The following is a 25007-nucleotide window of genomic DNA, read 5'->3' as shown; positions in this document are numbered from 1 at the left end:
GTGATGGAGAGGAAACATGAGTATCGAACGCACTCAACGGTTGCAACCCGTTCCGGCGGTACACCCACGTGAAACTACGGCGGAGAATAATCTCAAGCTGCAAAAAAACGATCGGCAAGACAACGCCGTCAGCGGCACGCAGGTTAAGCTGAGCGATGCGCAGGCGCGGCTGATGCAGCCTGGCTCCCAAGACATTGATATGGAACGGGTAGAGGCCATCAAGCACGCGATCCGCAGCGGTGATTTGAAAATGGACTCGGGCAAAATTGCCGATGCATTACTGCAAGATATGCAAGACGACAGCCGATGGACTTCAAGCCGCGACTGATCGATACCCAACGCGGCACGTGATTTGAAAGGTGAACAACAGAAATGGAAAACCTGGCACAGCGCTTAGATATGCTACTGGAAACGTTGAATGCACTGGATATCGTGCTCACAGAAGAACATAACTTGCTGTGCGCCGGGTCGTTGCCGGGGGTTGCGTTGCAGCGCGTCACCGATAACAAAAGCCAATTGCTGGCGACGGTAAATTATCTGGAACAACAACGGACTGAGCGGGAACACGCACTCGGGATTCGCGCTCCCTATGACGCCATCCCAGCGCTGGCAGCCCGCTGGCAACAGGTGCAACAACTCAGCCAGCGTCTGCGCGAAAAAAATCAGCACAACGGTTTGCTGCTCAATCAGCATCTCGATCACAACACGAACGCCCTGTCTGTGCTGAATAAACACAATAAAACGCTTTATGGCCCTGATGGTCAATCGCGTGCTGGCAGCCTGCTGGGGCGGAAAATCGGGGTTTAAGCCGCGACTATCCCCCGGTTTCAATCAGCCACTCTTTACGGGCTAGCTGTTCGCACCTCACGCAGCGTGACGCTGTTTCCAACGTATCAACCCAGCTAAGCTCAAGCCGTCATTACCCAATAAGTAGGAGCGTAGCATGCTGCGCCCATCTGAATCGCCTACCGATTGAGGCCGGACGTCAAGCGGTTCAACCCGAGGGATGAACCGCCTTGCCCTTACTTTGGCAGATTTGATTTAATCGCCCGTTGCCAGCACGGCAAAACCCTTGCCGCGCCCAACAAGTAGGGGCGTAGCATGCTGCGCCCATCTGCATCGCCTACCGATTGAGGCCGGACGTCAAGCGGTTTAACCCGAGGGATGAACCACCTTGCCCTTACTTTGGCAGATTTGATTTAATCGCCCGTTGCCAGCACGGCAAAACCCTTGCCGCGCCAACAAGTAGGGGCGTAGCATGCTGCGCCCATCTGCATCGCCTACCGATTGAGGCCGGACGTCAAGCGGTTCAAACCGAGGGATGAACCGCCTTGCCCTAGCCTTAGGCGGCGTGAATCCGGCAGCGCTGCACTATTGATAATTAACAATCACCTGATTGCTCAATACCCTCAACGGCGGAAACACCGTTCCGCGCGTATTAATAGCATAAACAAAACGAAACTCGCTGTTCGCCAACTCCCCCTGTAATGCATCACTGCGGCCACTGCCGCCGTCGAGCGTAATACAGCGGTTCGGCATGCACAATTGCACCTGTAATCCCGCGGGTGCCGTTGAGGCAAGCTGATAGCGCCAACTGATGCTGGTAATGCGTGCGTTAGCATCCGGCAACGCATTTGGTGGGCGTAACGACGGCGACGCTAACCGCACCCAGCCCTGCCCCAAAGATACCCCCACATCATCAGCCACCCATGAACCGGATACCGCCTGCGCCGAGGCGGCCACCAGCCATAACAACGGCAGGAAACGGTTCATCACTCGCCCCCTATGGTGGCCGTCATACGGATTTGCCGCTCATCGTTAATTTCCAGATTCGACAGCACCACCATTTGCGGCAAACTGCGGCGTAGGAAGCGTGCCAACAGCGCGCGCAGCGCGTGATTCACTAACAGCACCGGCGGCGCACTGAGCATTTCCTGGCGTTGCAGCGCAGCGCGTGCCTGATCCAGTAAGCGATCCGCCAACCCAGGTTCCAGACCGCCACCGCCTTGCAAGGCCTGAAGCAGCAAGCGTTCAAGCTGGGTATCCAGCCCAATAACCTGAATTTCACCGTGGCCCGGGAACCATTGTTGCGTTATCGCCCGCCCCAGCGCCACGCGCACCACGGTGGTCAATTCGTATGGATCGCTTTGGTTAGGCGCATGTTCCGCCAGCGTCTCAATGATGGTGCGCATATCACGGATTGATACCCGTTCTGCCAGCAGATTTTGCAACACTTTATGCAGCGTGGTCAGCGACACCACGCCGGGCACGAAATCTTCGGTCAACTTCGGCATGTCTTGCGAGACGCGATCCAACAACTGTTGGGCCTCCTGACGGCCAAACAATTCGCTGGCGAACTGACCAATCAAATGATTCAAATGCGTCGCCACTACGGTGCTGGCCTCGACCACGGTAAACCCTTGGATTTGTGCCTGCTCACGCAGCGCGCTGTCGATCCATACCGCCTCTAATCCAAACGCCGGATCGACCGTTTTCTCACCGCTTAGCGTTCCGGCTGCATTGCCAGGGTTAATCGCCAGCCAGCGCCCCGGATGCGCCTCACCGCTGCCGATTTCTACCCCTTTCATCAAAATGCGGTAACTGGCTGGCGGTAATTCGAGATTATCGCGAATGTGTACCACCGGTGGCAGATACCCCATTTCTTGCGCAAACTTTTTACGTATACTGCGAATTCGCCCCAACAGTTCCCCGTCCTGCTGGAAATCGACCATCGGAATCAAGCGGTAGCCAACTTCCATACCGAGCGGATCTTCCAACTGGACATCAGACCAACTGGCCTCCACCGCCTGCGGATTGTCCTGCGCGACCGGTACTTCCGGCACTTTGGCGGGTTGCTGTTCACGGCCACGTAACCACCAAGCTAGCGCCAAGAGCGCAACGGTAAACAACAGGAACACCAAATTGGGCATACCGGGCACCAACCCCAGCAAGCCCAATACGCCCGCACTGAGCATCATCACCCGTGGATTATTGAACAGTTGGCCAACCATCTGTTCACCCACATCCTGGTCGGTCGCCACCCGCGTCACGATGACCCCAGCCGCCGTGGAAATCACCAACGCGGGGATTTGTGCCACCAGCCCATCACCAATGGTAAGCAAAGTGTAACTTTCCGCCGCGCTGCCTAGCGACATACCATGCTGGATCATGCCCACCAACAGCCCGCCGACCACGTTGATCACCATGATCATCAGGCCGGCTACCGCATCGCCCCGCACGAACTTACTGGCACCGTCCATGGAACCGTAAAAGTCCGCTTCCTGGGTGACTTCCGCACGCCGCTTTTTCGCGTCGTCTTCGCCAATCAAACCGGCGTTAAGATCGGCGTCTATCGCCATCTGCTTGCCCGGCATGCCATCCAGCACGAAGCGCGCACCCACCTCAGCGATACGCCCCGCCCCTTTGGTGATCACCATAAAGTTGATCAGTACCAGAATAATAAACACCACGATACCGATGGCGAAGTTACCGCCCACCAAGAAGTGGCCGAAGGCTTCCACTACCCGCCCTGCCGCTGCGGAGCCGGTGTGCCCTTCCATCAGGATGATGCGCGTCGAGGCCACGTTCAGCGACAAACGCAGTAGCGTGGAAAACAGCAGAATGGTCGGGAAAGCGGCGAACTCCAGCGTACGCTGGGTGAACATCGCAACTAACAACACCATGATCGACAAGGCAATATTGAAGGTAAACAGTAAATCGAGGATGAATGCCGGTAACGGTAACACCATCATCGACAAAATCATCAGAATCAGGATTGGCCCGGCCAATACCTGCCATTGTGTATCTTTAAAATTACCCGGCAAACGAAGCAGGGAGGCCAAATTAGCCATTAGCGTTACTTTCTCCAGCAAAATCCAGTGCTTCCGGCACCGGTAAACGTTCAGGTTTTTTCGGAATCAGCCCGCCTTCCCGCTGCCAACGACGCAGCTGATAGACCCAGGCCAACACTTCGGCCACGGCGGCATACAGGGTGGTAGGAATGAATGTGTTGCCCAATTTCACTGTGACGATACAGCGCACGCGCCAACGGCGGTGCCTCCAGCATAGGAATACGATGTTCTGCGGCCAATTCTCGAATGCGTAACGCAATATCGCCAGCGCCTTTAGCCAGCACTTTCGGCGCGCTCATCTTTTTGTCGTTGTACTGTAATGCCACCGCGTAATGCGTCGGGTTAGTGACAATCACATCGGCTTTTGGTACATCGGCCATCATCCGGCGGCGGGCAATCGCCTGCTGCTGTTGCCGAATGCGGCCTTTAACGTGCGGATCGCCCTCTTGCTGTTTAAATTCATCGCGGATGTCCTGCTTGGTCATCTTCAGCTTTTTGAAGTGACTCCACAGTTGATAAAACACGTCGAACGCCACCATCGGCACCAGACCCAGCACCACCAGCAAACCGCAGAAAATTACCATTTGCAGCGCGTTGCCCAACGCATCAAGCGGTTGTTGTGTCACCAAATGCAACATCGCCGCCCAGTTGTGCCACAGATATAAACCGGTCACCCAACCAACGAGCAGGGCTTTCAATACGCCTTTCAGCAGTTCCGCCAATACCTGGCTGGAAAAAATACGCTTAAGACCGGAAAGAGGATTGAGGCGTTTCACATCAAACTTGATCGATTTACCGCTGAACAGAATACCGCCCAATAGCATCGGCGCCGTCAGCGCCACCAGTACCAACCCGGCGATCACCGGTAGCAGCGCCCACACGGCTTGGCGCAATAACATGCCAAGCTGGTGCAACATCTGTTTATCGTTGTTGACCATGCCGTGATCGAAGTGCAACCCTTCGGTGAGCATCTGTGCCAACTGGCGCGCCATATTGCTACCGCCCATCCACAGGATTGCCAGCCCGGCGATTAACATCAGCACCGACGTTAATTCACGCGAACGCGGGATCTGGCCGTCCTCGCGCGCTTTTTCCAGCCGATGCGGGGTGGGTGCTTCGCTTTTTTCCAGATCGCTGTCTTCAGCCACTGCGCATACCTGTGCCGGGAAGGAATAAAATTCGAGCCAGCATGCCAAAAAATGGCTGAATTCATTGATGGAACAGCGGAGGAAAAGATAGGTTATTTAAAGGATGGATAAAAATTGGCCTGATGCACGCCCCAATAGCACTGTTAACGGGCGTCTGTCGTTTCGTTCACACACGGTGATGCTTCTAATTCGAGTTGCTTGTCGGCGGTAACTGAATGAATCCCTGGGAGCATAGGTGACTCTGTAACTAGGGTGAAGAAAGGCAGCTAACACCCTAGCAACGTGAAGTAGGACGGGATATTTCATTGGGCGCAGTCACCTACGCCCAATGTCGATCAAAACCCGAGGCTGTCCAGCAAGTCGTCTACCTGATCCTGGCTTGCAACCACACCGGCTGCGGTCGCGTCGAGCTGCGGGCCGTTAAGCAGTTCTTCATTAGCACGTTTGGCGCGCGCTTCTGGCTCTGGGATATTCTCCATCAGTACCATCAACAACTGTTTCTCAATCTCCTGCACCACGTCCATCATGCGCTTGATGACCTGGCCGGTCAGATCTTGGAAGTCCTGCGCCATCATGATTTCCAGCAGTTGCGCATTGGTAAAAGCGGTATGCTCCGGCACCCGCTCCAGATACTGGCGGGTATCGGTGACCAATTCGCGCGCGTCGGCCAATTCTATCGGGTTGGCAAACCAATCATCCCAACGCCCTTTCAGCGTTTTGGCCTGCGATTCCAACTCGGCCTGGCGCGGTTGCGCCGCTTCTACACAGTTCAGCGCCCGTTCCGCCGCCTGCGCCGTCATCGTGACCACATAGTCCAGACGATCGCGAGCATCCGGGATCGCCTCTGCTGCCTGTGCGATCGCTTGATCAAGCCCCAGTTCGCGCATGCTGTCACGCAACATCCGGGTCAACTGGCCGATGCGGGAGATAATCTCTCCGGCAGTCGCTGCATCGCTGGCAGGCATCGGAATATCTCTCATTGCCGCTTCTCCTTACATGCCCAGTTTTTCAAAGATCTTATTGAGTTTCTCTTCCAGCGTCGCTGCCGTAAAAGGTTTCACCACATAACCGCTGGCACCCGCCTGCGCGGCAGCGATGATATTTTCTTTTTTAGCTTCCGCCGTCACCATCAGTACCGGCAAGGCGGCCAACTGACCGTCGGCGCGGATCGTTTGTAACAGCTCCAAGCCGTCCATGTTGGGCATATTCCAGTCGGAAACCACAAAATCAAAACCGCCCGCACGCAGTTTATTGAGCGCATCCGCGCCGTCTTCCGCTTCTTCTACGTTGTTAAAACCCAACTCTTTCAATAAATTTCTGACGATGCGACGCATGGTTGAAAAATCGTCTACCACCAAAAATCTGAGATTCTTATCCGCCATTGTGCTTGTGACTCCTAAGGTTGCTACTTTTACCGATAACTGCGGTCAAAAAAATACCGCTCAATATTAAATCCGTAACGCTTGCCCGCCAGCGATCTGCGCCAACATGCGCTGACTGATGCGTTCCAGTTCCACCACTTCGTTGACACCGCCGCTGGCTATCGCCTCACGCGGCATACCAAATACCACACAGCTGGCTTCGTTTTGTGCCAGCGTATACGCCCCTGCACGGTGCATTTCCAACATCCCCGCCGCACCGTCATTACCCATACCGGTTAGGATCACCCCCAGCGCGTTGCGCCCCGCGCAGTGCGCGACCGAGCGGAACAGCACATCCACCGACGGACGGTGGCGATTCACCGCCGGGCCATCGTGCAACTTCACCTGGTAGTTGGCCCCGCTGCGGGTGAGTTCCAGATGGCGGTCGCCCGGTGCGATATAGGCATGGCCGGGTAGCACGCGCTCGCCATCCTCCGCCTCTTTCACCGTAATCTGGCACAGTTTGTTGAGCCGTTCGGCAAACGAGCGGGTAAAACCCGGTGGCATATGCTGCGTGATCAATAGCGCCGGGCTGGTGGCAGGCAGCGGTTGCAATACCTGCCGGATCGCCTCGGTGCCGCCGGTCGACGCGCCGATGGCAATCAGTTTTTCACTGCTCAACAACGGGGTATGGCTGAGAATTTCCGGCGTCGGTGCCTGGCAGCGCGGTGTCAGACGTGCCTTGGCGGCGGTACGGATCTTTTCGGCAATCAGCTCGCTGTAGGCCAGCATGCCTTCGCGGATACCCAGCTGCGGTTTGGTGACAAAATCAATCGCCCCCAGCTCCAACGCGCGCAAGGTGATTTCCGATCCTTTACCGGTCAACGATGACACCATCACCACCGGCATCGGCCGCAGGCGCATCAGTTTTTCAAGAAAATCCAAACCGTCCATGCGTGGCATTTCAACGTCCAGTGTTAACACCTGCGGATTGACTTTTTTGATCAGATCGCGCGCCACCAACGGGTCCGGTGCCGTTGCCACCATCTCCATATCGGGATGGCTGTTCACAATTTCGGTCATCAACTGCCGCATCAGTGCCGAATCATCTACGCTTAATACTCTGATTTTATTCATTACCTCTCCTTGGTCAGTCCATACACGGTCTGCCCACGCAAGTAGAAATCCCGGCTGATCTGGCTAAAGTTCTCGGAGTGACCGGCAAACATCAGCCCGCCCGGCTTCAGCAAGGGGACAAAACGGCGCAAAATGCGTTCCTGCGTCGCCTTATCGAAATAGATCATGACGTTGCGACAAAAAATGGCATCAAATTGGCCTGGCAATGCCCATTCCGGTGCCAATAGATTCAGCGCTTGAAAATGAACCTGCCCGGCCAATTCTGGCCGTACCCGTACCAGCCCTTGATGCGGCCCGGTACCACGCAAAAAATAACGCTGTAGCTGCCCCGGGGTCAGCGTGCGCAAATCCTCTTGCCGATAGACACCCGCTTCGGCTTTTGCTAACACCTGCGTATCAATATCGCTAGCCCATACCTGACAGCCGCTCACTCGTTGCCCCAGCGCTTCATTCAGCGTGATAGCGATCGAGTACGGCTCTTCGCCGGTCGACGCTGCCGTGCTCCAAACGCTGTAACCATTGGGTCGTGAACGCGCATGTTCCGCCAAAATAGGGAAGTGATGTGCTTCGCGAAAAAAAGCCGTCAAATTGGTGGTCAAAGCATTGATAAAGGCTTGCCATTCGGCACTGTTGGGATCGCTCTCCAACAGCGCCAGGTAGTCACCAAAATCATGTAATCCCAGCAAACGCAGACGGCGCACCAAGCGGTTGTAAACCATTTCACGTTTGTGTTCCGCCAGCACAATACCGGCACGCTGATAGATCAACTGACTGATACGGCGAAAATGGACGTCCGACAGCGATAAACGCTGCGCCATCTGCGACAGTAACGGACTTTGCAGGGATGAGGCTGACTTCATCTCATCCCCCCCATCCAATCAAGCTCATGCTTTTTGACAATCTGATGATTCCTTTACCTCAAGGGAAGTTGCGCCGTTGTCAGCGTTCACGACGCTGACGTTATCGTCTGCCAAGCGGAACACCGACACCGCATCAGCCAAGGTAATCGCCTGATCCTCCAACGTGGCCGCCGCAGAGGCCGACTCTTGCACCAATGCCGCATTTTGCTGCGTGACCTGATCCATTTGGGTGACCGCCAATGTCACTTGTTCAATACCACGGCTTTGTTCATCGGATGCGGAGGCGATTTCCCCCATGATGTCGGTCACGCGCGTCACCGAACGCACGATGTCCTGCATGGTTGAGCCGGAATGCTCAACCAGCACCGATCCCTGCTTCACCCGATCGACTGACTCATCAATCAAGCCTTTTATTTCTTTCGCCGCTTGAGCGCTGCGGCTGGCGAGGTTACGCACCTCACCGGCAACCACGGCGAATCCACGCCCCTGCTCACCGGCGCGCGCCGCTTCTACCGCCGCGTTCAGCGCCAAAATGTTAGTTTGGAAGGCAATGCCATCGATTACGCTGGTAATTGCACCGATTTTCTGCGAACTACTGGCAATATCTTGCATGGTGGTCACGACATCCGCCGCTAACTCACCGCCTTTGGCGGCCGTTCCGGAGGCCTCACGCGCCAGTTGCGAAGCCTGACGGGCGTTGTCGGCATTTTGTTTCACCGTGGCGGTCAGTTGCTCCATGCTGGCTGCGGTTTCTTCCAACGATGCGGCTTGTTGTTCGGTGCGTGAAGAGAGGTCGTTGTTACCTTCAGCGATGTCTTGCAGGCCAATCAGGATCGATTCCGCCCCATCGCGCACCGCGCCCACCGTGCCGATTAGCGACTGTTGCATACGTTGTAGGCTGCCAAACAGCATGCTGATCTCATTACGGCCATAAACCTCGATCGGCGCGGCCAAGTCGCCCGCGGCAATGCGTTCAAAGTGGTTGCGCATCATCGCCAGCGGGCGCAATAACAGGATTCGCAGCCACCACATGGCACTGCCGGTCACCACGATCAACATCAGCACCGCCGCCGCTACCAACCAGATGGAGTAGGAATATGCACGCTGATTCGCCTCTTTGGCTTGATTGATGCTGTCATTGACCCATTGCAGATATTGCACAAATTCGGCTTCAAACAGGTCCTGCGTTTTTTGCGTTGGCTGGTCCATAAACGCTTGCAGGTTACCGTTCTCCAAAAAGCCGATCAGTTCCTGTAAAGCACTACGCAGCTGTTGGTAACGGGCCTCGGTCTTTGCCGTGAGTTGGCGCTCGTGCTCACCCGTGCGCGGCACGGCCAGATACTGTTTAAAGGAGAGGTCGGCTTTTTCCAGTGAGCGACGCGCGTTGCCCATCAATGCGTCGATCTGCGGTTGCGGCATCTTTAATGCAGCGCGCGTCCCTGCGCGGTTAAGCGTATTGCGTGCCTGTAACAAGGAAACCCAGCTCAGGCTGAGGGCATCGCGCTGATGGCTGCCAAGCGTAATAATATTGAGATTCTGATTATCAGAACGAAAAGCGGTATACGACAGACCGGTGCTGATCAACTGCAGCGCACAAAAAGACAGAAGTAGCAGGAACAGACTGGTAGAGATACGGATTCGGTTGAACACAGTAAACCTCCTTGCAGCCGGCCTCAGCCAGCTCGGAAAAAGGGGTAGCCCTGCACTTTCCATCCTCACCAGGGGAAGCAAGGCGCAAGCAGGGTTACCCAATACCGGTTTTAGAACGTTTCCCAGTTATCTTGCAGATCGCTGGCGTTCATTTTTTTATGGTTAGGGCTTGGAGTAATGACTTTGGTCGATACCGGAGCTTTGAACGCCTCCTGTCCGGCCGCTTTCAGGCGGAATACCGCGACAGATTGCGTCAACAGGCTGGCCTGCTCTTCCAACGCAGCGGCAGCGGAAGCAGACTCTTCCACCAATGAGGCATTTTGCTGGGTGACGCGATCCATTTCGGATACCGCCTGCCCCACCTGATCGATACCGCGACTTTGCTCATCGGAGGCGGATGCAATCTCGCCCATAATATCGGTCACGCGGGTTACCGCATTCACGATATCGCCCATGGTTTCACCAGCGCTTTCAACCAGTACCGAGCCCATATCGACCCGGCTAACGGAGTCTTCGATCAAGCCTTTAATCTCTTTCGCCGCCTGTGCACTGCGCTGTGCCAGATTGCGCACTTCACCCGCCACCACGGCAAAACCGCGGCCTTGTTCACCGGCACGCGCCGCTTCTACCGCGGCGTTCAGCGCCAAGATATTAGTTTGGAAGGCAATACCGTCGATCACACCGGTAATGTCGGCGATTTTCTGTGAACTTCCGGCAATGTCATGCATGGTTTGCACCACATTGGCCACCACTTTGCCCCCCTTCTGCGCGGTTTCCGACGCGCTCAATGCCAACTGGCTGGCTTGACGGGCATTCTCAGCATTCTGTTTCACCGTGGCGGTGAGCTGCTCCATGCTGGCTGCGGTTTCTTCCAGCGATGCCGCTTGCTGCTCGGTGCGAGAAGAGAGATCGTTATTACCCGCGGCGATTTCGGAAGCGCCGCTGTAGATGGCATCAGCACCCTGACGTACGCCGCTGACCGTATCAACCAATTCGCCTTGCATGTGCTTCAAGCTGGCGGCCAGCACACCCATTTCATTGCGGCTGGTCACGTCAATGTTGTGCGTCAGATCGCCGGCGGCAATCAGCTTGATGTGCTCGATAATACGGTTCAGCGGACGCACCAGAATGTGATGGATCCCGCTCCATACCAGAACAATCACCGCCAGAACCACCAGCAGGATTGCACCCAATGTCCAGGTTGCGGTAGTGAATGAGCGGTTGCTGTCCTCGACGGCGCTTTTATATAGCTTGTCGTTTTGCGTTAGATAGGTGTTATAGATCTGTTCAAACGTGTCTTGGTAACGTTGCGTTGGCTGGTCAAAGAATGCGTTGATTTTGCCCTCGCCCAACAGTTGAATCAGCTCAGACAAGGCTCCGTGTAAAATAGCGTACTGCTGTTTCAGCTGTTCCGCGGCTTGCGCATCCTGACGCGCGTTCAAGGGGATTTTTTCATAGGCGGCGTAGCGTTTTTCCGCTAATGACAGCGTACTGTTGGCCGAGGCCAGCAATTCATCGACCGACGCACCGCTGCCGATTTTATTGGTGTCCATCATGTAGCGAATCCCGGCACGGTTCAGCGTGTTGCGGGTTTGCAGCAGGTTGACCCAACTGGCATTCAGCTCAGACTGCTGCTGGCGAATGGTCTGCAATACGTTGAAGTTTTCTTTGTCACTCTTAAGTGAGGAGAAAAAGAGCCCGCCTGAAACCAGTTGCAAGGCGCCAAATAACACCAACACCAGCAACAAGCTGGTGACCACCTTCATACGATTAAACATGTTTTCCCTTCTTGAAAGCCTGCTAAAACAGACTCTGAGTACGTTGACTGTCAGAGTTATCGGCGCTAGAGAGGAGAACTTTATGGTGATAACCGACTATTTTGCGAAGAAGGGAAAACCACGGTGACGAGGCGCAGCAGGCTACGCCTCACGTATCGACATCAGGCGCTTTTAGCGGCGCTGTCGACCAGCGACATCTCTTCGCTGCTCAGTAACTTTTCAATATCCACCAGGATCAGCATACGTTCGCCCAATGACCCCAAACCAGTCAGGTATTCCGTCGCCAGCGTGACGGCAAACTCCGGTGCCGGGCGAATTTGTTCGGTGGTCAACGACAAAACATCAGAGACGCCATCAACCACGATCCCCACCACTCGCTGCCCAAAGTTGAGTACGATCACCACAGTGTTTTCATCGTATGAAACGTCCTGTTGGTCGAACTTTACCCGCAGATCGATAATCGGCACAATCACACCGCGCAGGTTGGTCACCCCTTTGATAAAAGCAGGCGTGTTAGCGATGCGTGTCACCTGATCGTAACCGCGTATTTCCTGTACTTTAAGAATATCAATGCCATACTCTTCATTTCCCAAGGTAAAAATCAGGAATTCCTGCCCTACCGTTTCACCAGCTAATTTGCTAACGTTCGCCAATCCAGCCATGTTATTTGCCTCATCAATCAGTTGTTATGCAGCCGTGTCGGTCAACAGTTTTTCACGGTTTAGCGTTTGCAGTGCCGAGACATCGACGATCAACGCGACGCTGCCATCGCCCAAGATCGTCGCGGCGGAAATACCCGGTACTTTGCGGTAGTTACTTTCCAGGTTTTTCACCACCACCTGATGTTGGCCGATCAGTTGATCCACCAGTAGCGCATAGCGGCGGCCAGCACTTTGCAAAATGACCACGATGCCCTGCGTGGCTTCGGTCTTCGCCCCGGCCACGTCGAACACCCGATACAGCTCCACCAACGGCAAGTATTCGCCCCGCACCTGCAACACCCGTTCACCACCGGCCATCGGGTGCAGATCTTCCGCCTGCGGCTGTAACGATTCCATCACGGCATTGAGTGGCAAAATGAACACTTCATCGTTGACCTTCACTGACATGCCGTCGAGGATCGCCAAGGTTAATGGCAGCAGGATACGGATCGCGGTGCCCTTCCCGGCCTGCGAATGAATCTCAACGTGGCCGCCCATTTCCTGTATATTCCGCTTCACCACATCCATGCCCACGCCACGCCCAGAGACATCCGTCACTTGCTCTGCCGTCGAAAAGCCCGGCGCAAAGATCAGCATTCCGACGTCTTCGTCACTCATCGCGTCGCTGACCGCTAACCCTTGCGAGGCGGCCTTCGCCAGAATTTTCTGTCGGTTAAGCCCGGCGCCATCGTCAGTCACTTCAATACAGATATTGCCGCTCTGATGTTCAGCAGACAGCACCAAATTACCGACCGCAGACTTACCCGCCGCTTCACGCGTGGCCGGGTCCTCAATGCCGTGATCCAGACTATTACGCACTAAATGCGTTAATGGATCGATAATCCGTTCAATCAGGCTTTTATCCAGCTCGGTCGAACTGCCCTGTAACGTCAATTCGACCTGTTTATCCAGTTTACTGGCCAAATCACGCACTAAACGCGGGAAGCGGCTGAACACGTACTCCATCGGCATCATACGAATTGACATCACCGACTCTTGTAAGTCGCGAGCGTTACGCTCCAACTGACTCATGCTGTTGAGCAAATCACCGTGATTAACCGGATCCAAGGTGCCGGAGCGCTGTGCCAGCATAGATTGCGTGATCACCAATTCGCCCACTAAATTAATCAACTGATCAACTTTCTCTACGGCAACGCGAATGCTGGTCGATTCACTGCTCTTAGCGCGCGCCCTTGGTGCATCGGCGTTCACCGTTGGCGCGCTGGCTTTTACCGCCGGCACCTGAGATGGCGCATCAGGCGCCGGTGCAAAGGTCTCAACTACCGCCAGCTCGGCTGGGGAGGTCACGCTCGGTTCAGCAATGCTAAAGCTGATTTGCTCTGGCTCCAGCACGAAGCACAATACCGCACTGATGTCATCTTCACTGGCAGTGGTCAATAGCGTCACCGCGAGGCTGCTTTCACCCTGCTGCGGATTTTTCACTTCCCCTAGGTTACCCAGTTCTTCCAGCATCAGCGGGATCTCGCTGGGTTTTAAACCGCTCAGCGTAATACGCATGCCGCCGTCGATGGCGGTAGGCATGACCGCCGGGCGCGGCTCACACACCATGGGCGCAGCGGGAGCCTCTTGTTGCTGCGCGTCTAAAGCAAGCTGCCGCAGTGCCTGACAAATGTATTCAAAACTGTCGGCATCAGGCTGTTGCGACGTTTTATAGGCGTCCAGTTGCTCCTGCATAATGTCTTTGGTTTCCAGAAACAGGTTGATAATCTCGGTACTCAGGTTCATTTCCTGACGCCGCGCGCTGTCCAGCAGGTTCTCCAACAAGTGCGTGGTTTCCTGCAACACCGAAAAACCGAAGGTTGCCGCGCCGCCTTTTATCGAGTGCGCCGCACGGAAGATGGCATTCAGTGGCTCAATATCGGGGGCTAGCGGATCGAGCTCCAGCAGATGCTGCTCCATATCGGCCAGCAACTCGTCTGCTTCATCAAAAAAGGTCTGATAAAAAGCGCTAATATCCATGCTCACGGGATCACCTCTGCTGTGAGTCGCTGTTAGTCGAAGGCGTGGCTTCCGGCGCGGCCGGAAGGGCAATGGTCGGCGCAGCCGGTGGCGCTACGCTGGCCGGTGCGGTCGCCGTTGGTGCTAATTGTTTCAGTGCTTCAGGTTGACCAATCTCGGTAGCGTTACTTTTCGCGTTTTCATGTTCGATGTCCTGCTGCGTTTGTTTATTCAGCACCAAAATAGTAATGCGGCGGTTAATCGCATCATCCGCGCCGTGCTGTTTGAGGCTCATGGTGGAGGCCATGCCCACGACACGCAGCACTTTACCGTCTGCCAAACCGCCCGCGATCAGCTCACGGCGCGAGGCATTCGCCCGATCGGCAGACAGCTCCCAGTTACTGTAATAGCGTTCACCTGTAGCGTAAGGGAGATCGTCGGTGTGCCCCGATAGGCTGATTTTATTGGGCAGATCGTTGAGGATGGGCGCAATTGCACGCAAAATATCGCGCATGTAGCTTTCCACCTGCGCGCTGCCGGTTTTAAACATCGGTCGGTTTTGGCTATCAATAATTTGAATGCGCAACCCCTCGTCCATCATGTTAATCAGCAAATGCGGGCGTAACGCTTTCAGTCTCGGATCGGACTCAATCAGCGCATCCAGCCGTTCACGCAGTTTATTAAGCCGCAGTTCCTCCGCCTTCTTCTCGGGTGAGTCGATGCGCTTATGCACCAGCCCGTCCTGCTGCGTTGGATCGTCACCACCGCCAGGAATCGGGCTGCTTTCCGAACTGCTTTTGTTGCCGTTGGTCAATGCCACTTTCAGCGGCGTACGAAAATACTCGGCAATTTGCGTCAACTCCTGCGGGCTGGCGATCGCCAGCAACCACATCACCAAAAAGAACGCCATCATGGCCGTCATAAAGTCGGCATAGGCAATCTTCCATGAACCGCCGTGGTGGGCAGCCTGATGCGCTTTGCGTTTGCGCACCAAAATGACCGGATGATTTTGTTTCATGCCTGCTCTTCTTCCGTCGCCTGCTGGGCCGGGGCTTTTACTCGGCGCACATGCTCTTCCAGCTCAACGAAAGAGGGCCGTTCGGTGGTGTACAGGGTTTTTCGACCGAATTCGACGGCGATTTGTGGCGCGTAACCATTCAAACTAGACAGCAGCGTCACCTTAATGCACTGCATCATCTTGACGTTCTCCGCGCTCTTTTGCCGCAATAGCGTCGCCAACGGCGAGATAAATCCATACGCCAGCAAAATCCCCAGGAAGGTACCCACCATGGCATTGGCGATCAACGCGCCCAATTCGGCGGCGGGTCGATCGGCAGAAGCCAGCGCGTGTACCACCCCCATCACCGCCGCCACGATACCGAACGCGGGCAATGAATCGCCAACCATCGCCAGGCTACCCGCAGGGACTTCACTCTCTTGCTCGAAGGTTTCGATCTCTTCATCCATCAGCGCTTCAATCTCAAACGCATTCATGTTTCCGCTTACCATCAACCGTAGATAGTCGGTAATAAATTCCACCAGATGGTTATCGGCAAGGATGCGCGGATAATTAGAGAAAATTTCACTTTCTTGCGGATTATCAATATCGAACTCCAGGGACAACATGCCCTGCTGGCGTGATTTGGCCAGTAGCCGGAACAGCAAAGCCATCAGATCCATGTACAGTTCTTTGCTGTATTTAGAACGGCGCATGAGTTTGGGTAAGGCACGCAGCGTGGATTTGATGGCTTTGCCGTTGTTACCAACGATGAACGCGCCCACACCGGCACCGCCGATAATCAGGAATTCCGCAGGTTGATAAAGCGCCCCAAGATGCCCACCGACAATCATGTAGCCGCCAAATACCGCGCCCAATACCACGAGATAACCCAAAATAACTAACACACGCATTCCTTAAATTAACAGTGTGGATGGCAGCAGGATAAGCGCACGGTACAGCCGTAGTGGCGTAGCAGGCTACGCCAGACGGGCTCGGTTACCCGCCCCTACGGATGAAGCACGTTTTCAATGTTGTAAGTCGCGGTTGTGCCTGACTTAAATCGCGCGTTTAACCGGCTCGTCCGGCAGTTGTGGTATAATATCGGCCAGTTGCGGCGAAAGTTTACGTCTTTTTACTGCGCGGGATGGGGGCTGGCATAAACTGCAAACAAAACTGTTTAACGGCTGGTGCGCGTGGGTGATAAACGTACCACCGCAACAATTGCATGCGGAAAGCTGCAACATGCCGCTATCAACAAAACGCACCAGCGTCCAGGCACGGGTTAAGGCCAGCAATGGTGCCTCTCCGGGCTGTTCGGGGCATTGCTCCAAATACAGCCGATAAGCCTTAACGACCGCTTCAACGCCCGTGCATTGGCCGCTTTTCAGCAAGAATAAATAGGCGTTATAAAACATCGAAGAATGGATGTTTTGTTCCCAGGTCATAAACCAATCCGTAGAGAACGGCAACATGCCTTTGGGCGGCGGGCTGCCTCGCAATTCCTTATATAGCTTGATCAACCGTCCACGACTGAGTTGCGTTTCGCTTTCCAACATCTGTAAACGCGCCCCAAGTGTAATCAGCTCCATGGCAAGCTGTATATCTTTAGCTTCCTGAACAATACTTTTCTCTACCATTTTCAGGCTCTTTTCTTCGTCGCGCTTCCGTCTTTACCGGTAAGCTCTTGCAGTAAATGGCTTGATAGCAAAATCCCCGTGTGGATTTGCTGTAGATCGTCTACCCGCGACTCTTTGGTGAGATGCGCAATGGTGTTGTGATCGTTAAAACGGAAGTGACAAACCAGTTGGTTAGTTTCCGCCAATTTGACCATCTGCGGTAAAGTCAGCTGCGACAGTGCATCGGCCATCGTTTCATCGATTCCTAAACGAAACATCGCCGAGGCTTTTTCATCATTAATCAAACGCTGTGCTAAAAGTAAATATGACAAATTAATATCATAAATATGCTTAAGTAATTCAGACGTACCCATATTCCCCATCCCGACAGACTTATGTTTAAAAACATACGCTGGGTGATAATTTTATCGCCCGTGACCTGGGAGTGTTCCCAAAGTTGGCAAATGAATCCCTGATTGCCGGCCAAGAAAATCTTTGCCGTTTAACTTATTCGGACCGTCATGCAGTATTTGATGCGTACACAATCAATGTGTACGGATGTACAGCATTGTGCTTCGATAGTGCTGAGTCACCATGAAACTATTTTTACAAAATTAATAAGATTATTCCTAAAGCAATACAACTCTACCCCTGAACCATTAGCACACACAATGTAAGTCAGCGGCAATTTTAAATACAATGTGATAAAGATCACAAAAATAAAAAATATTTAACTCAAATATTGGCTGCCACGTCTATTTTTTACTCATTTTTTTGCTTAATAAACAAACACAAGTAAAAAAACGTCTTAAAAACCAAGTTTATCCGCCAAAAAATTATCTTTTTTAGATCAATTCGAACAAAAGCATTACCAAACCAAAATAACAGCTCAAAAATCTGTATCTATCGGGTAAACACAGAACAAATAACCATTTAACTAACAATAATATATCGCTAGCAAAAAATAACGCATAGAAATCACATGGTTTTATGATAACAACCTTGCTACATAAAAGCGGCGCAATCCTGATTTATATTTCGTCTGGTGATTATTTCCGCTAACCAGGCTGTTGCTTCGTCATCAACAAGCAAACAAACGTAACGAGCCGTGTCGGTGATATAAAAAATCGTCCGCTAATTTCAAGAAAAAAAACTGGCTAAAACGGGTTATCGGCTGGGTAATTTATAACTTTAGTATTTTAATATTCAGCATCATTCAAATCGCGAGATATTAACAGCTGAATGAAACCTGTTAAGCCGACTCAAATCCGTTTCGGGAGAGAACAAATCGGCAGCAGACTCTCACTGTGAAGTCGGGTGGGTATCTTTGTCTAAATCATTCGCCTGGCAATAATAAACAGGATGGTTAAACGTGGGAGCGTTCCCGCCACACTAAAATACGGTTCTGTTTTCCCCTGTTAGAGATATTTATATCATCGTCATTCGTTCGTCTTTGTCGCTACCGTTGCTAATAGTTAATCGACTCGTGTAAAAAATAGCGATGGGTACTTGATCGCCATACCAAACGGGCCGACTTTATTAAAGATGGCTAGTTGTGATCGCAATCGACCAATGTCTAATGTGATAGCCCTAAGTTCACTGCTTATGCAATGCCTATAAATCGATACTGGCTAACGACCTTTCACCAACACACTAAAATTTGTATTTGCAGATGGTGGAAAAGATCGCGCACAAATCATGCTGAGTATTGCAATTGCCTCTGTAAACATATGTATACTTTTCTAATCTACCCACGCTATCTGTACTGGAATCGATAAAACATCATTTGTCTGTAGGACGAGAGCCTTGTTGCAATGATCTTCGGCCACGAGAAACTGGCTATCGCCACTGATAATGAATCGGAATCTGAGTATACAAGAAGGTGAGAAAACCTTATCTGAAAGCAATAGCCCTCATTCGTAGATAAATGTGAAGGAAAACACTATTTCAGTGCCAAAAATCGGCAATAACATTTGTATACCGAAAAATGGGCATCACAGTGAGGATAATTCTGCATATTTCGTGATTTTTAGTCAAATCAACTAAAAAACCACATTTAATCCCTCTACAACGCAGTAAAAAGCCCAAGTTTAACAATAAGACTTTACTGAATTCTGCGTTTATTCGTAGTTCTCTGATTGCCGACCACGCACTGGCATATTATTATTATCGGGTTGGTCACAACGGCTGGTTTTATTTTTAACCAATTGTGATTTTTTATTGAAATGTATTTTATTTCGTAATGTTGTCCATCACGTGATTGGCTGCTTGATACCACATGTGATGTTCTGTTCCCAAACTTAATTATTAACAGGCTATATTTTTACCATGACAAGTACTTTAGATTATCTGATGACCTTCCGTAAGTGTTCCAGCTTAGACAGTCTGGAAAAAGTTTATGACAAGCTAAATTATTCTATTGATAACAATAAAGAAATGAGCAATATGTATCGCGCAGCCGATCATCGTCGCGCAGAACTGGTTTCAGGAAGATTGTTTGATTTAGGGAAAATCCCCAAAACGCTGTGGGCGCAAGTGCTTTAATAAACGTAATTACGCGCGAAAATAGTTTTAACATTTCTGGCTCAATTAATGCGGCTAAGAGAAGTTTATTGTCGTGCGTGATGCAAACCACATTTATTTAGCGCCTTACGTTCTACTCTTTTATCAGGATAAAAGAACGGAGGTGACATACTATGCCTTATCATCATGTTTTGGTTGCCGTCGCAGTAGCTGCTGACAGCCACCTCTTGGTGGAAAAAGCCGTCTCTATTGTGCGCCCTTATAATGGCCAAGTTACCTTGGTCAGCATGATTGCCAATCCTGAGATCTACAATAGCTTCGCCGGTCCAATGCTTGGCGATTTACGTACACTAATGGAAGAGGAAACTCAGTTATTTCTACAAGATTTGCAACGAAAGGCCAATTACCCCATCGCCGATACCCTCATTGTACAAGGCGAACTGGGTGACAGCCTGAACTATGCCAGCCAGCAACACCCTTTTGATCTGGTGGTTTGCGGCAATCACAGTGACAGTATGATGAACAAAATTGCCTGTTCCGCCGCCCGTTTTATCAATACCAGCCAGATAGATGTGCTGATTGTGCCACTTTGAACACCCCCGGTAATAATCGTGGAATGCTTATTCCTGTCGCTGTCGGTAAGCGCTGCGATCAATACTGCCATTGTTAACTTTCCACTACACTCCCTTTTGTTTGGCCCATAATTTATTAACCCTCTGCTTTTTAGCGCAACCCAACGTCACGTGAATCACCGGAAGTCAGCCACTAAGCGCGCCATTGAACGGATCCCGGTCAGTACCTCAGCAGATTAGGTATGATGGGCATAGCGCCCAGAAAAGTCACATCACGGTAATGCGCGATACCTCGGTGCATCAAATCTTGCCTGTTTCAATCATTCTCTTTTGCCTGACAACTCGATTAAATTCGCCCCTAAATACGAATTGAGAAAAAATTCGCATCTAGAGACGAATAATTGACAAATTCGCATCTAGATGCGAATTTAACCGTCTCCATCTCACTCGCAGGTTCACGACGCATGAAAACAAAAATCAGTGTCATCACTGGCGACCTGGTCAATTCACGTGGCGTCGACACGCCCCACTACATCAAGCAACTCACAAGCCTGCTCGATGCCTTACAGCAGGCGAAATTGATACAACAGTTTGAAATCTTTCGTGGTGATGCTTTTCAAGCCATTTGCCAACCTGAGCATGGATTGATACTGGCAGTATATCTTCGCACTGCACTCAAAGCGCATAATGCCGCGCAATGGGATGCACGTATTGCCATCGGGCTTGGTAGCCGTAAAGCTAAGTCTGGTTACGGTAGCGCATTCCTAAACTCAGGAAACGCGATGGATCAAATGACTAAAAATTGCAGACTGGCTCTAAAAATTAACCATTCCCGTACTGATGCGATTGTCAGCGATCTGTTGCCAATGCTAGATCATGTCCTGAGTCGTTTGTCGCAGACTGAAGCACAGATAGTACAAGCGCGTATGTTTGCCGATACCAACGCGCAAGTGGCGCTAAAACTGCAAAAAGCGGCATCAACCATTTCTGCTACGCTAAAACGTGCGGCTTATGAAGAAATCATGCAGTTTATTGAAGCAATTAACAGGATTATCTAAATATGGATGACGCCTATGCGCCTTTGTTACTGTGGTTGCTGGTAGGCCATCTGGTGGCTGATTTCCCACTTCAGCCATTCAGTTGGGTGCAAGATAAAACCCAGCGCCGCGCCCGGTCACGTTTATTATTATTGCATGCCCTCATTCATGGCGTGGTTGCTGCCGCGGTCATCGCTGTGTTTAGCGGTTTACACGGCGCGGTGTCAGCCGGTGGCGTCTGGATTAGCCTGTTGTTTATCAGCATCAGCCATTATCTGATTGATTTAATAAAAGTCACGCTGCTCGCCCAACGCAATAACACCAGCCGTTTTCTGCTCGATCAAGGATTGCACTTGTTGATGCTGGTGGCATTGTGGCTATTTATTACCCCCAATACCGGTACACTGGCGACTATGATGTGGCAACATGTCACCGGGTGGCAATATGGCTTGTTAGCGTTAGCTTATTTGCTGATTTATATGCCGATGGGTATTCTGATCGGCCATTATTTGGCGCGTTGGACACCGCAAATGCCCCACGCGGCCAAGGCAGATAATGATTCATTGTTGCGCGCGGGCAAACAGATTGGTTATTTGGAAAGAACGCTGATACTGACTTTCGTGTTGATCGGCCAGATCCCCGCGATCGGTTTTCTACTGGCGGCCAAATCTATCTTCCGCTTTGGCGATTTGCGTCACAACGAAGACAAAATGCGCACCGAGTACGTTATGCTCGGTACGCTGTTTTCATTCACTTTGACCATTATGCTTGGTCTATTGATCAAAGCATTGTGGTAATAGCCAACTTATCACCCACGCAATGGCATCTTAAAGCCACTCACCAAAGCGGCGAATATAGAAACGTTTCATCATCTGCGCCACGACGCAGTAACTGATCAGCGTCGCTGCCAGCCAAGGGAAATACTCCCACGGCAACGGCTGAAGCCCCACCCATGCGCCGACCGGTGAGAATGGCAGGTAGATCCCCAGCGCCATGACTAAGCCGGTCATCAGTAAAACGGGCAATGCCGCTGTACTTTGTAGGAAAGGAATTTTTTGAGTACGCAGCATATGCACCACCAGCGTCTGCGACAGTAAGCCCTCAATAAACCAACCTGATTGGAATAATGCCTGATGCTCAACACTGTTGGCTGCAAAGACGAACCACATCAACGCAAAGGTAGTAATGTCGAAAATGGACGATGTTGGTCCGATCCACATCATGAAACGACCGATATTTTTCGCGTCCCATTTACGTGGTTTACGCAGGAACTCTTTGTCCATTTTGTCCCACGGCAATGATAATTGTGAAATATCGTACATCAGGTTTTGAATCAATAAATGAATGGCTAGCATCGGCAAAAACGGGATAAATGCGCTGGCCACCAGTACGGAAAACACATTGCCAAAATTGGAGCTGGCCGTCATGTTGAGATATTTGATGATATTGCCAAAGGTTTCACGCCCTTTAATCACCCCGGCTTCTAACACCATCAGGTTCTTTTCTAGCAGGATGATATCGGCCGATTCTTTGGCAATATCTGTACCGGTATCTACCGAGATGCCTACATCAGCATCGCGCAGCGCCGGTGCGTCGTTAATGCCGTCGCCCAAAAAGCCAACGGTATGGCCGTTCGCCTGTAACATCTTCAACACCCGCGACTTTTGCAATGGTGTCAATTTGGTAAACACCGTGCGCAACTCTACTTCACGCGCCAGCTGCGCATCGTCCAATAGCTCGATCTCTTGACCGGAAAGTGGTGTCCCAGGTTCCAACCCAACATCGCGACAAATTTTGCAGGTGATCACCGGATTGTCGCCGGTCAGCACTTTCACCGTAACGCCATTTTCCTGTAAGGCAACAAGAGCTTCTTGAGCGCTTTCTTTCGGCGGATCAAGAAAAGTCAGTAATCCCTCGATCACCAGATCGCGCTCGTCTGCCACATTCAATGGCAATCCGCAATCATCACTATCGAGTTTGCGCGTCGCCAGCACCAGCACGCGGAAGCCGTCCTCATTATAACGATTAGCCAATGCCATTAGGGATGCGCGACGTTCATCGTCCAGCGCCAAGATCTGCTGCCCTTCCCGTACCTGAGTTGCAATGGTCAGCATTTCCTCGACAGCACCTTTGCAAATCAATAGCAACTGCTGATGTTCATCACGTACCACTATCGATAAACGACGACGTACAAAATCAAACGGCAACTCATCTACTTTGCTATACCGGCACAATGCCTCAATGCCCGGCTTGCCACGGCCAAAACGAATGATCGCCTGATCCATCAGATTTTTCATCCCGCTCTGGTGGAAGCTGTTTAGCCATGCCAGATGCAATACCTGACTGTCAGGGGTTCCTGTGGTATCGAGATGATGCTCAAGAATAATGCGGTCCTGCGTCAACGTACCGGTTTTATCGGTACACAAGACATCCATTGCACCAAAGTTTTGAATGGCGTTCAGCCGCTTCACTACCACTTTACGCCGCGACATAGCAATCGCGCCTTTCGCCAGATTCGAACTGACAATCATCGGCAACATTTCCGGCGTCAGTCCTACCGCCACCGCCAAGGCAAATAATGCCGCCTCCGTCCAGTCGCCTTTAGTAAAACCGTTAATGAGCAACACCACCGGCACCATCACCAGCATAAAGCGGATCAGTAACCAACTGACGCTGTTCACACCACGGTCAAAGGCGGTTTGCGCCCGGCTGCCAACAATCGATTTGGCTAATGAGCCGAAATAGGTCTTGTTACCCGTTGCTACGACCACTGCCGTAGCCGTGCCGCTCGCAACATTGGTTCCCATTAGGCAAATATTGGCTAACGCTAACAGTTGGCTTTCGTGAGAGACGTCTATCTCACTCGATTTTTGACTGACGTTACCCAGCGTATCGTATTTTTCGATCGGTATCGCTTCACCGGTTAAAATAGCCTGGCTGATGAATAAATCGCGCGAATTGAGCAAACGTACGTCTGCCGGAACCATATCCCCTGCAGAGAGTTGAATAATATCACCCGGTACGAGTTCACGAATCGGGAGCTCAATTTGCAATGGTTGGGTACTGAAACTGCCACGGCGCAGCACCGTCGCGGTGGTGCGAACCATAGATTTGAGCGCTTCCGCGGCTTTATTAGTACGATACTCCTGCCAAAAACGCAGCAGGCCGCTTAATGTCACCATCACCAAAATGATACTGACGCCGGTGAGATCGGTTTCTTCACCGTGCTGGGCAGGAAGCCAATAGTCGGTAAAGAAACTAATCGCCGCCAAGATCATCAGGACGAAAATAAACGGATTATTGAATGCACCGATCAATTGTATTAACGCATGAGGCGCTTTTTCATGTGCAACCTGATTAGCACCAAAATAACCGAGCCGCTCTTGTGCATCCTCCTGAGTCAAACCAAGACGATTACAATTTAAATTCGCCAGCGTTTGATCAAGGCTATTTTTTGCTTCCTGAGCGATGACATAGGATTGATTGATTTTATTCTGGCGACGAGATGAATGTTTAATATAGGTCATAACGCTATTCTCTTCTTTATTCTGCGCGCAGGATTACCTCGCCCAACAAATGGGTGTATTGCACAGAATGACATTCTATTTAGCGTTGCTAATAATGGTGCTATATCTTAATTAATATTCATATCATTACAGCGAAGTTGCGGATCACTCCCACAATAGCACCCGTAAAGATACAATTTGAAATATAATGGATATAGCACACTAACAACATGGAATCATTATGGAACCGGGGTGATCGTCCATGACGCCTCCTTATCACCGAGAACGGTGAAGTACAAAAAGTAAGT

21 protein-coding genes and 1 pseudogene are annotated in these 25007 nt (G+C 51.7%); 6 read left to right on the top strand and 16 right to left on the bottom strand.

Annotated features, from left to right (window positions below; all coding sequences use genetic code 11):
* Window positions 1-16 precede the first annotated feature (16 nt).
* Together flgM and ACQKDS_RS04910 are read left to right on the top strand one after the other, a co-directional pair.
* A complete protein-coding gene (gene flgM / locus ACQKDS_RS04915) occupies window positions 17-328 on the top strand; it encodes a flagellar biosynthesis anti-sigma factor FlgM (protein WP_399666640.1) in 312 nt (103 codons plus the stop codon).
* Between the two features lie 44 nt (window positions 329-372).
* Window positions 373-807 (top strand): flagella synthesis protein FlgN, encoded by a 435-nt coding sequence (locus tag ACQKDS_RS04910; RefSeq protein ID WP_399666643.1) that lies wholly within the window; start codon window positions 373-375, stop codon window positions 805-807.
* A 564-nt stretch (window positions 808-1371) separates the two neighbouring features.
* On the opposite strand, the gene ACQKDS_RS04905 is transcribed toward ACQKDS_RS04910, so the two are convergent.
* The 15 genes and pseudogenes from ACQKDS_RS04905 to flhD form a co-directional block, all read right to left on the bottom strand.
* Window positions 1372-1773, bottom strand: coding sequence for a flagellar protein FlhE (locus tag ACQKDS_RS04905; RefSeq protein WP_399666646.1), 402 nt, complete (start codon window positions 1771-1773; stop codon window positions 1372-1374).
* The gene (gene flhA, locus ACQKDS_RS04900) at window positions 1773-3851 is read right to left on the bottom strand and encodes a flagellar biosynthesis protein FlhA (RefSeq protein WP_399666649.1); all 2079 of its coding nucleotides are present in this window, start codon (window positions 3849-3851) and stop codon (window positions 1773-1775) included. Before flhA ends, ACQKDS_RS04905 begins: the two co-directional genes overlap by 1 nt.
* Window positions 3844-4999 (bottom strand): annotated as a pseudogene (flhB, locus tag ACQKDS_RS04895) (flagellar biosynthesis protein FlhB). The gene flhA and the pseudogene flhB overlap by 8 nt, the downstream one beginning before the upstream one ends.
* A 335-nt stretch (window positions 5000-5334) precedes the next feature.
* Window positions 5335-5979 (bottom strand): protein phosphatase CheZ, encoded by a 645-nt coding sequence (gene cheZ, locus ACQKDS_RS04890; RefSeq protein ID WP_399666652.1) that lies wholly within the window; start codon window positions 5977-5979, stop codon window positions 5335-5337.
* A gap of 12 nt (window positions 5980-5991) precedes the next feature.
* Complete coding sequence (cheY, locus tag ACQKDS_RS04885; RefSeq protein WP_399666655.1) at window positions 5992-6381, bottom strand: chemotaxis response regulator CheY; 390 nt, start codon at window positions 6379-6381, stop codon at window positions 5992-5994.
* A gap of 66 nt (window positions 6382-6447) precedes the next feature.
* Complete coding sequence (locus ACQKDS_RS04880; RefSeq protein WP_399666658.1) at window positions 6448-7497, bottom strand: chemotaxis response regulator protein-glutamate methylesterase; 1050 nt, start codon at window positions 7495-7497, stop codon at window positions 6448-6450.
* Window positions 7497-8357, bottom strand: a complete 861-nt coding sequence (gene cheR / locus ACQKDS_RS04875) for a protein-glutamate O-methyltransferase CheR (protein ID WP_399666661.1) — start codon at window positions 8355-8357, stop codon at window positions 7497-7499. The genes ACQKDS_RS04880 and cheR overlap by 1 nt, the downstream gene beginning before the upstream one ends.
* A 24-nt stretch (window positions 8358-8381) precedes the next feature.
* Window positions 8382-10007: a methyl-accepting chemotaxis protein gene (locus tag ACQKDS_RS04870; RefSeq protein ID WP_399666665.1), complete on the bottom strand. Its 1626-nt coding sequence runs from the start codon at window positions 10005-10007 to the stop codon at window positions 8382-8384.
* Window positions 10008-10117: 110 nt separating this feature from the next.
* Window positions 10118-11785: a methyl-accepting chemotaxis protein gene (locus ACQKDS_RS04865; RefSeq protein ID WP_399666668.1), complete on the bottom strand. Its 1668-nt coding sequence runs from the start codon at window positions 11783-11785 to the stop codon at window positions 10118-10120.
* A 161-nt stretch (window positions 11786-11946) separates the two neighbouring features.
* A complete protein-coding gene (cheW, locus tag ACQKDS_RS04860) occupies window positions 11947-12447 on the bottom strand; it encodes a chemotaxis protein CheW (RefSeq protein ID WP_399666671.1) in 501 nt (166 codons plus the stop codon).
* 24 nt (window positions 12448-12471) lie between these two features.
* Window positions 12472-14472 (bottom strand): chemotaxis protein CheA, encoded by a 2001-nt coding sequence (gene cheA / locus ACQKDS_RS04855; RefSeq protein ID WP_399666674.1) that lies wholly within the window; start codon window positions 14470-14472, stop codon window positions 12472-12474.
* Between the two features lie 4 nt (window positions 14473-14476).
* On the bottom strand, window positions 14477-15463 hold the full coding sequence (gene motB / locus ACQKDS_RS04850; protein WP_399666677.1) for a flagellar motor protein MotB: 987 nt from the start codon (window positions 15461-15463) through the stop codon (window positions 14477-14479).
* Window positions 15460-16350: a flagellar motor stator protein MotA gene (gene motA / locus ACQKDS_RS04845; RefSeq protein ID WP_399666680.1), complete on the bottom strand. Its 891-nt coding sequence runs from the start codon at window positions 16348-16350 to the stop codon at window positions 15460-15462. Before motA ends, motB begins: the two co-directional genes overlap by 4 nt.
* A gap of 150 nt (window positions 16351-16500) precedes the next feature.
* Window positions 16501-17082, bottom strand: a complete 582-nt coding sequence (gene flhC / locus ACQKDS_RS04840; protein WP_399666683.1) for a flagellar transcriptional regulator FlhC — start codon at window positions 17080-17082, stop codon at window positions 16501-16503.
* 2 nt (window positions 17083-17084) lie between these two features.
* Complete coding sequence (gene flhD / locus ACQKDS_RS04835; protein ID WP_399666686.1) at window positions 17085-17435, bottom strand: flagellar transcriptional regulator FlhD; 351 nt, start codon at window positions 17433-17435, stop codon at window positions 17085-17087.
* 1954 nt (window positions 17436-19389) lie between these two features.
* Between flhD and ydgT the strand changes: the two genes are divergently transcribed.
* From ydgT to ACQKDS_RS04815, 4 genes are all read left to right on the top strand, one after another.
* The gene (gene ydgT, locus ACQKDS_RS04830) at window positions 19390-19605 is read left to right on the top strand and encodes a transcription modulator YdgT (protein ID WP_399666689.1); all 216 of its coding nucleotides are present in this window, start codon (window positions 19390-19392) and stop codon (window positions 19603-19605) included.
* A gap of 152 nt (window positions 19606-19757) precedes the next feature.
* On the top strand, window positions 19758-20177 hold the full coding sequence (uspC, locus tag ACQKDS_RS04825) for a universal stress protein UspC (RefSeq protein ID WP_399666692.1): 420 nt from the start codon (window positions 19758-19760) through the stop codon (window positions 20175-20177).
* 443 nt (window positions 20178-20620) lie between these two features.
* Window positions 20621-21214, top strand: coding sequence for a hypothetical protein (locus ACQKDS_RS04820; protein WP_399666696.1), 594 nt, complete (start codon window positions 20621-20623; stop codon window positions 21212-21214).
* Between the two features lie 2 nt (window positions 21215-21216).
* Window positions 21217-21990, top strand: a complete 774-nt coding sequence (locus tag ACQKDS_RS04815; protein ID WP_399666699.1) for a DUF3307 domain-containing protein — start codon at window positions 21217-21219, stop codon at window positions 21988-21990.
* A gap of 30 nt (window positions 21991-22020) precedes the next feature.
* On the opposite strand, the gene mgtA is transcribed toward ACQKDS_RS04815, so the two are convergent.
* Window positions 22021-24720 (bottom strand): magnesium-translocating P-type ATPase, encoded by a 2700-nt coding sequence (gene mgtA / locus ACQKDS_RS04810; protein WP_399666703.1) that lies wholly within the window; start codon window positions 24718-24720, stop codon window positions 22021-22023.
* Window positions 24721-25007 lie beyond the last annotated feature (287 nt).

It is taken from the genome of Serratia sp. NPDC078593 (genome assembly GCF_050268245.1).
Lineage (GTDB): Bacteria > Pseudomonadota > Gammaproteobacteria > Enterobacterales > Enterobacteriaceae > JBNNGK01.
Note: the sequence above shows the minus strand (reverse complement) of the source record. Positions and strands in the feature narration are given on the sequence as shown.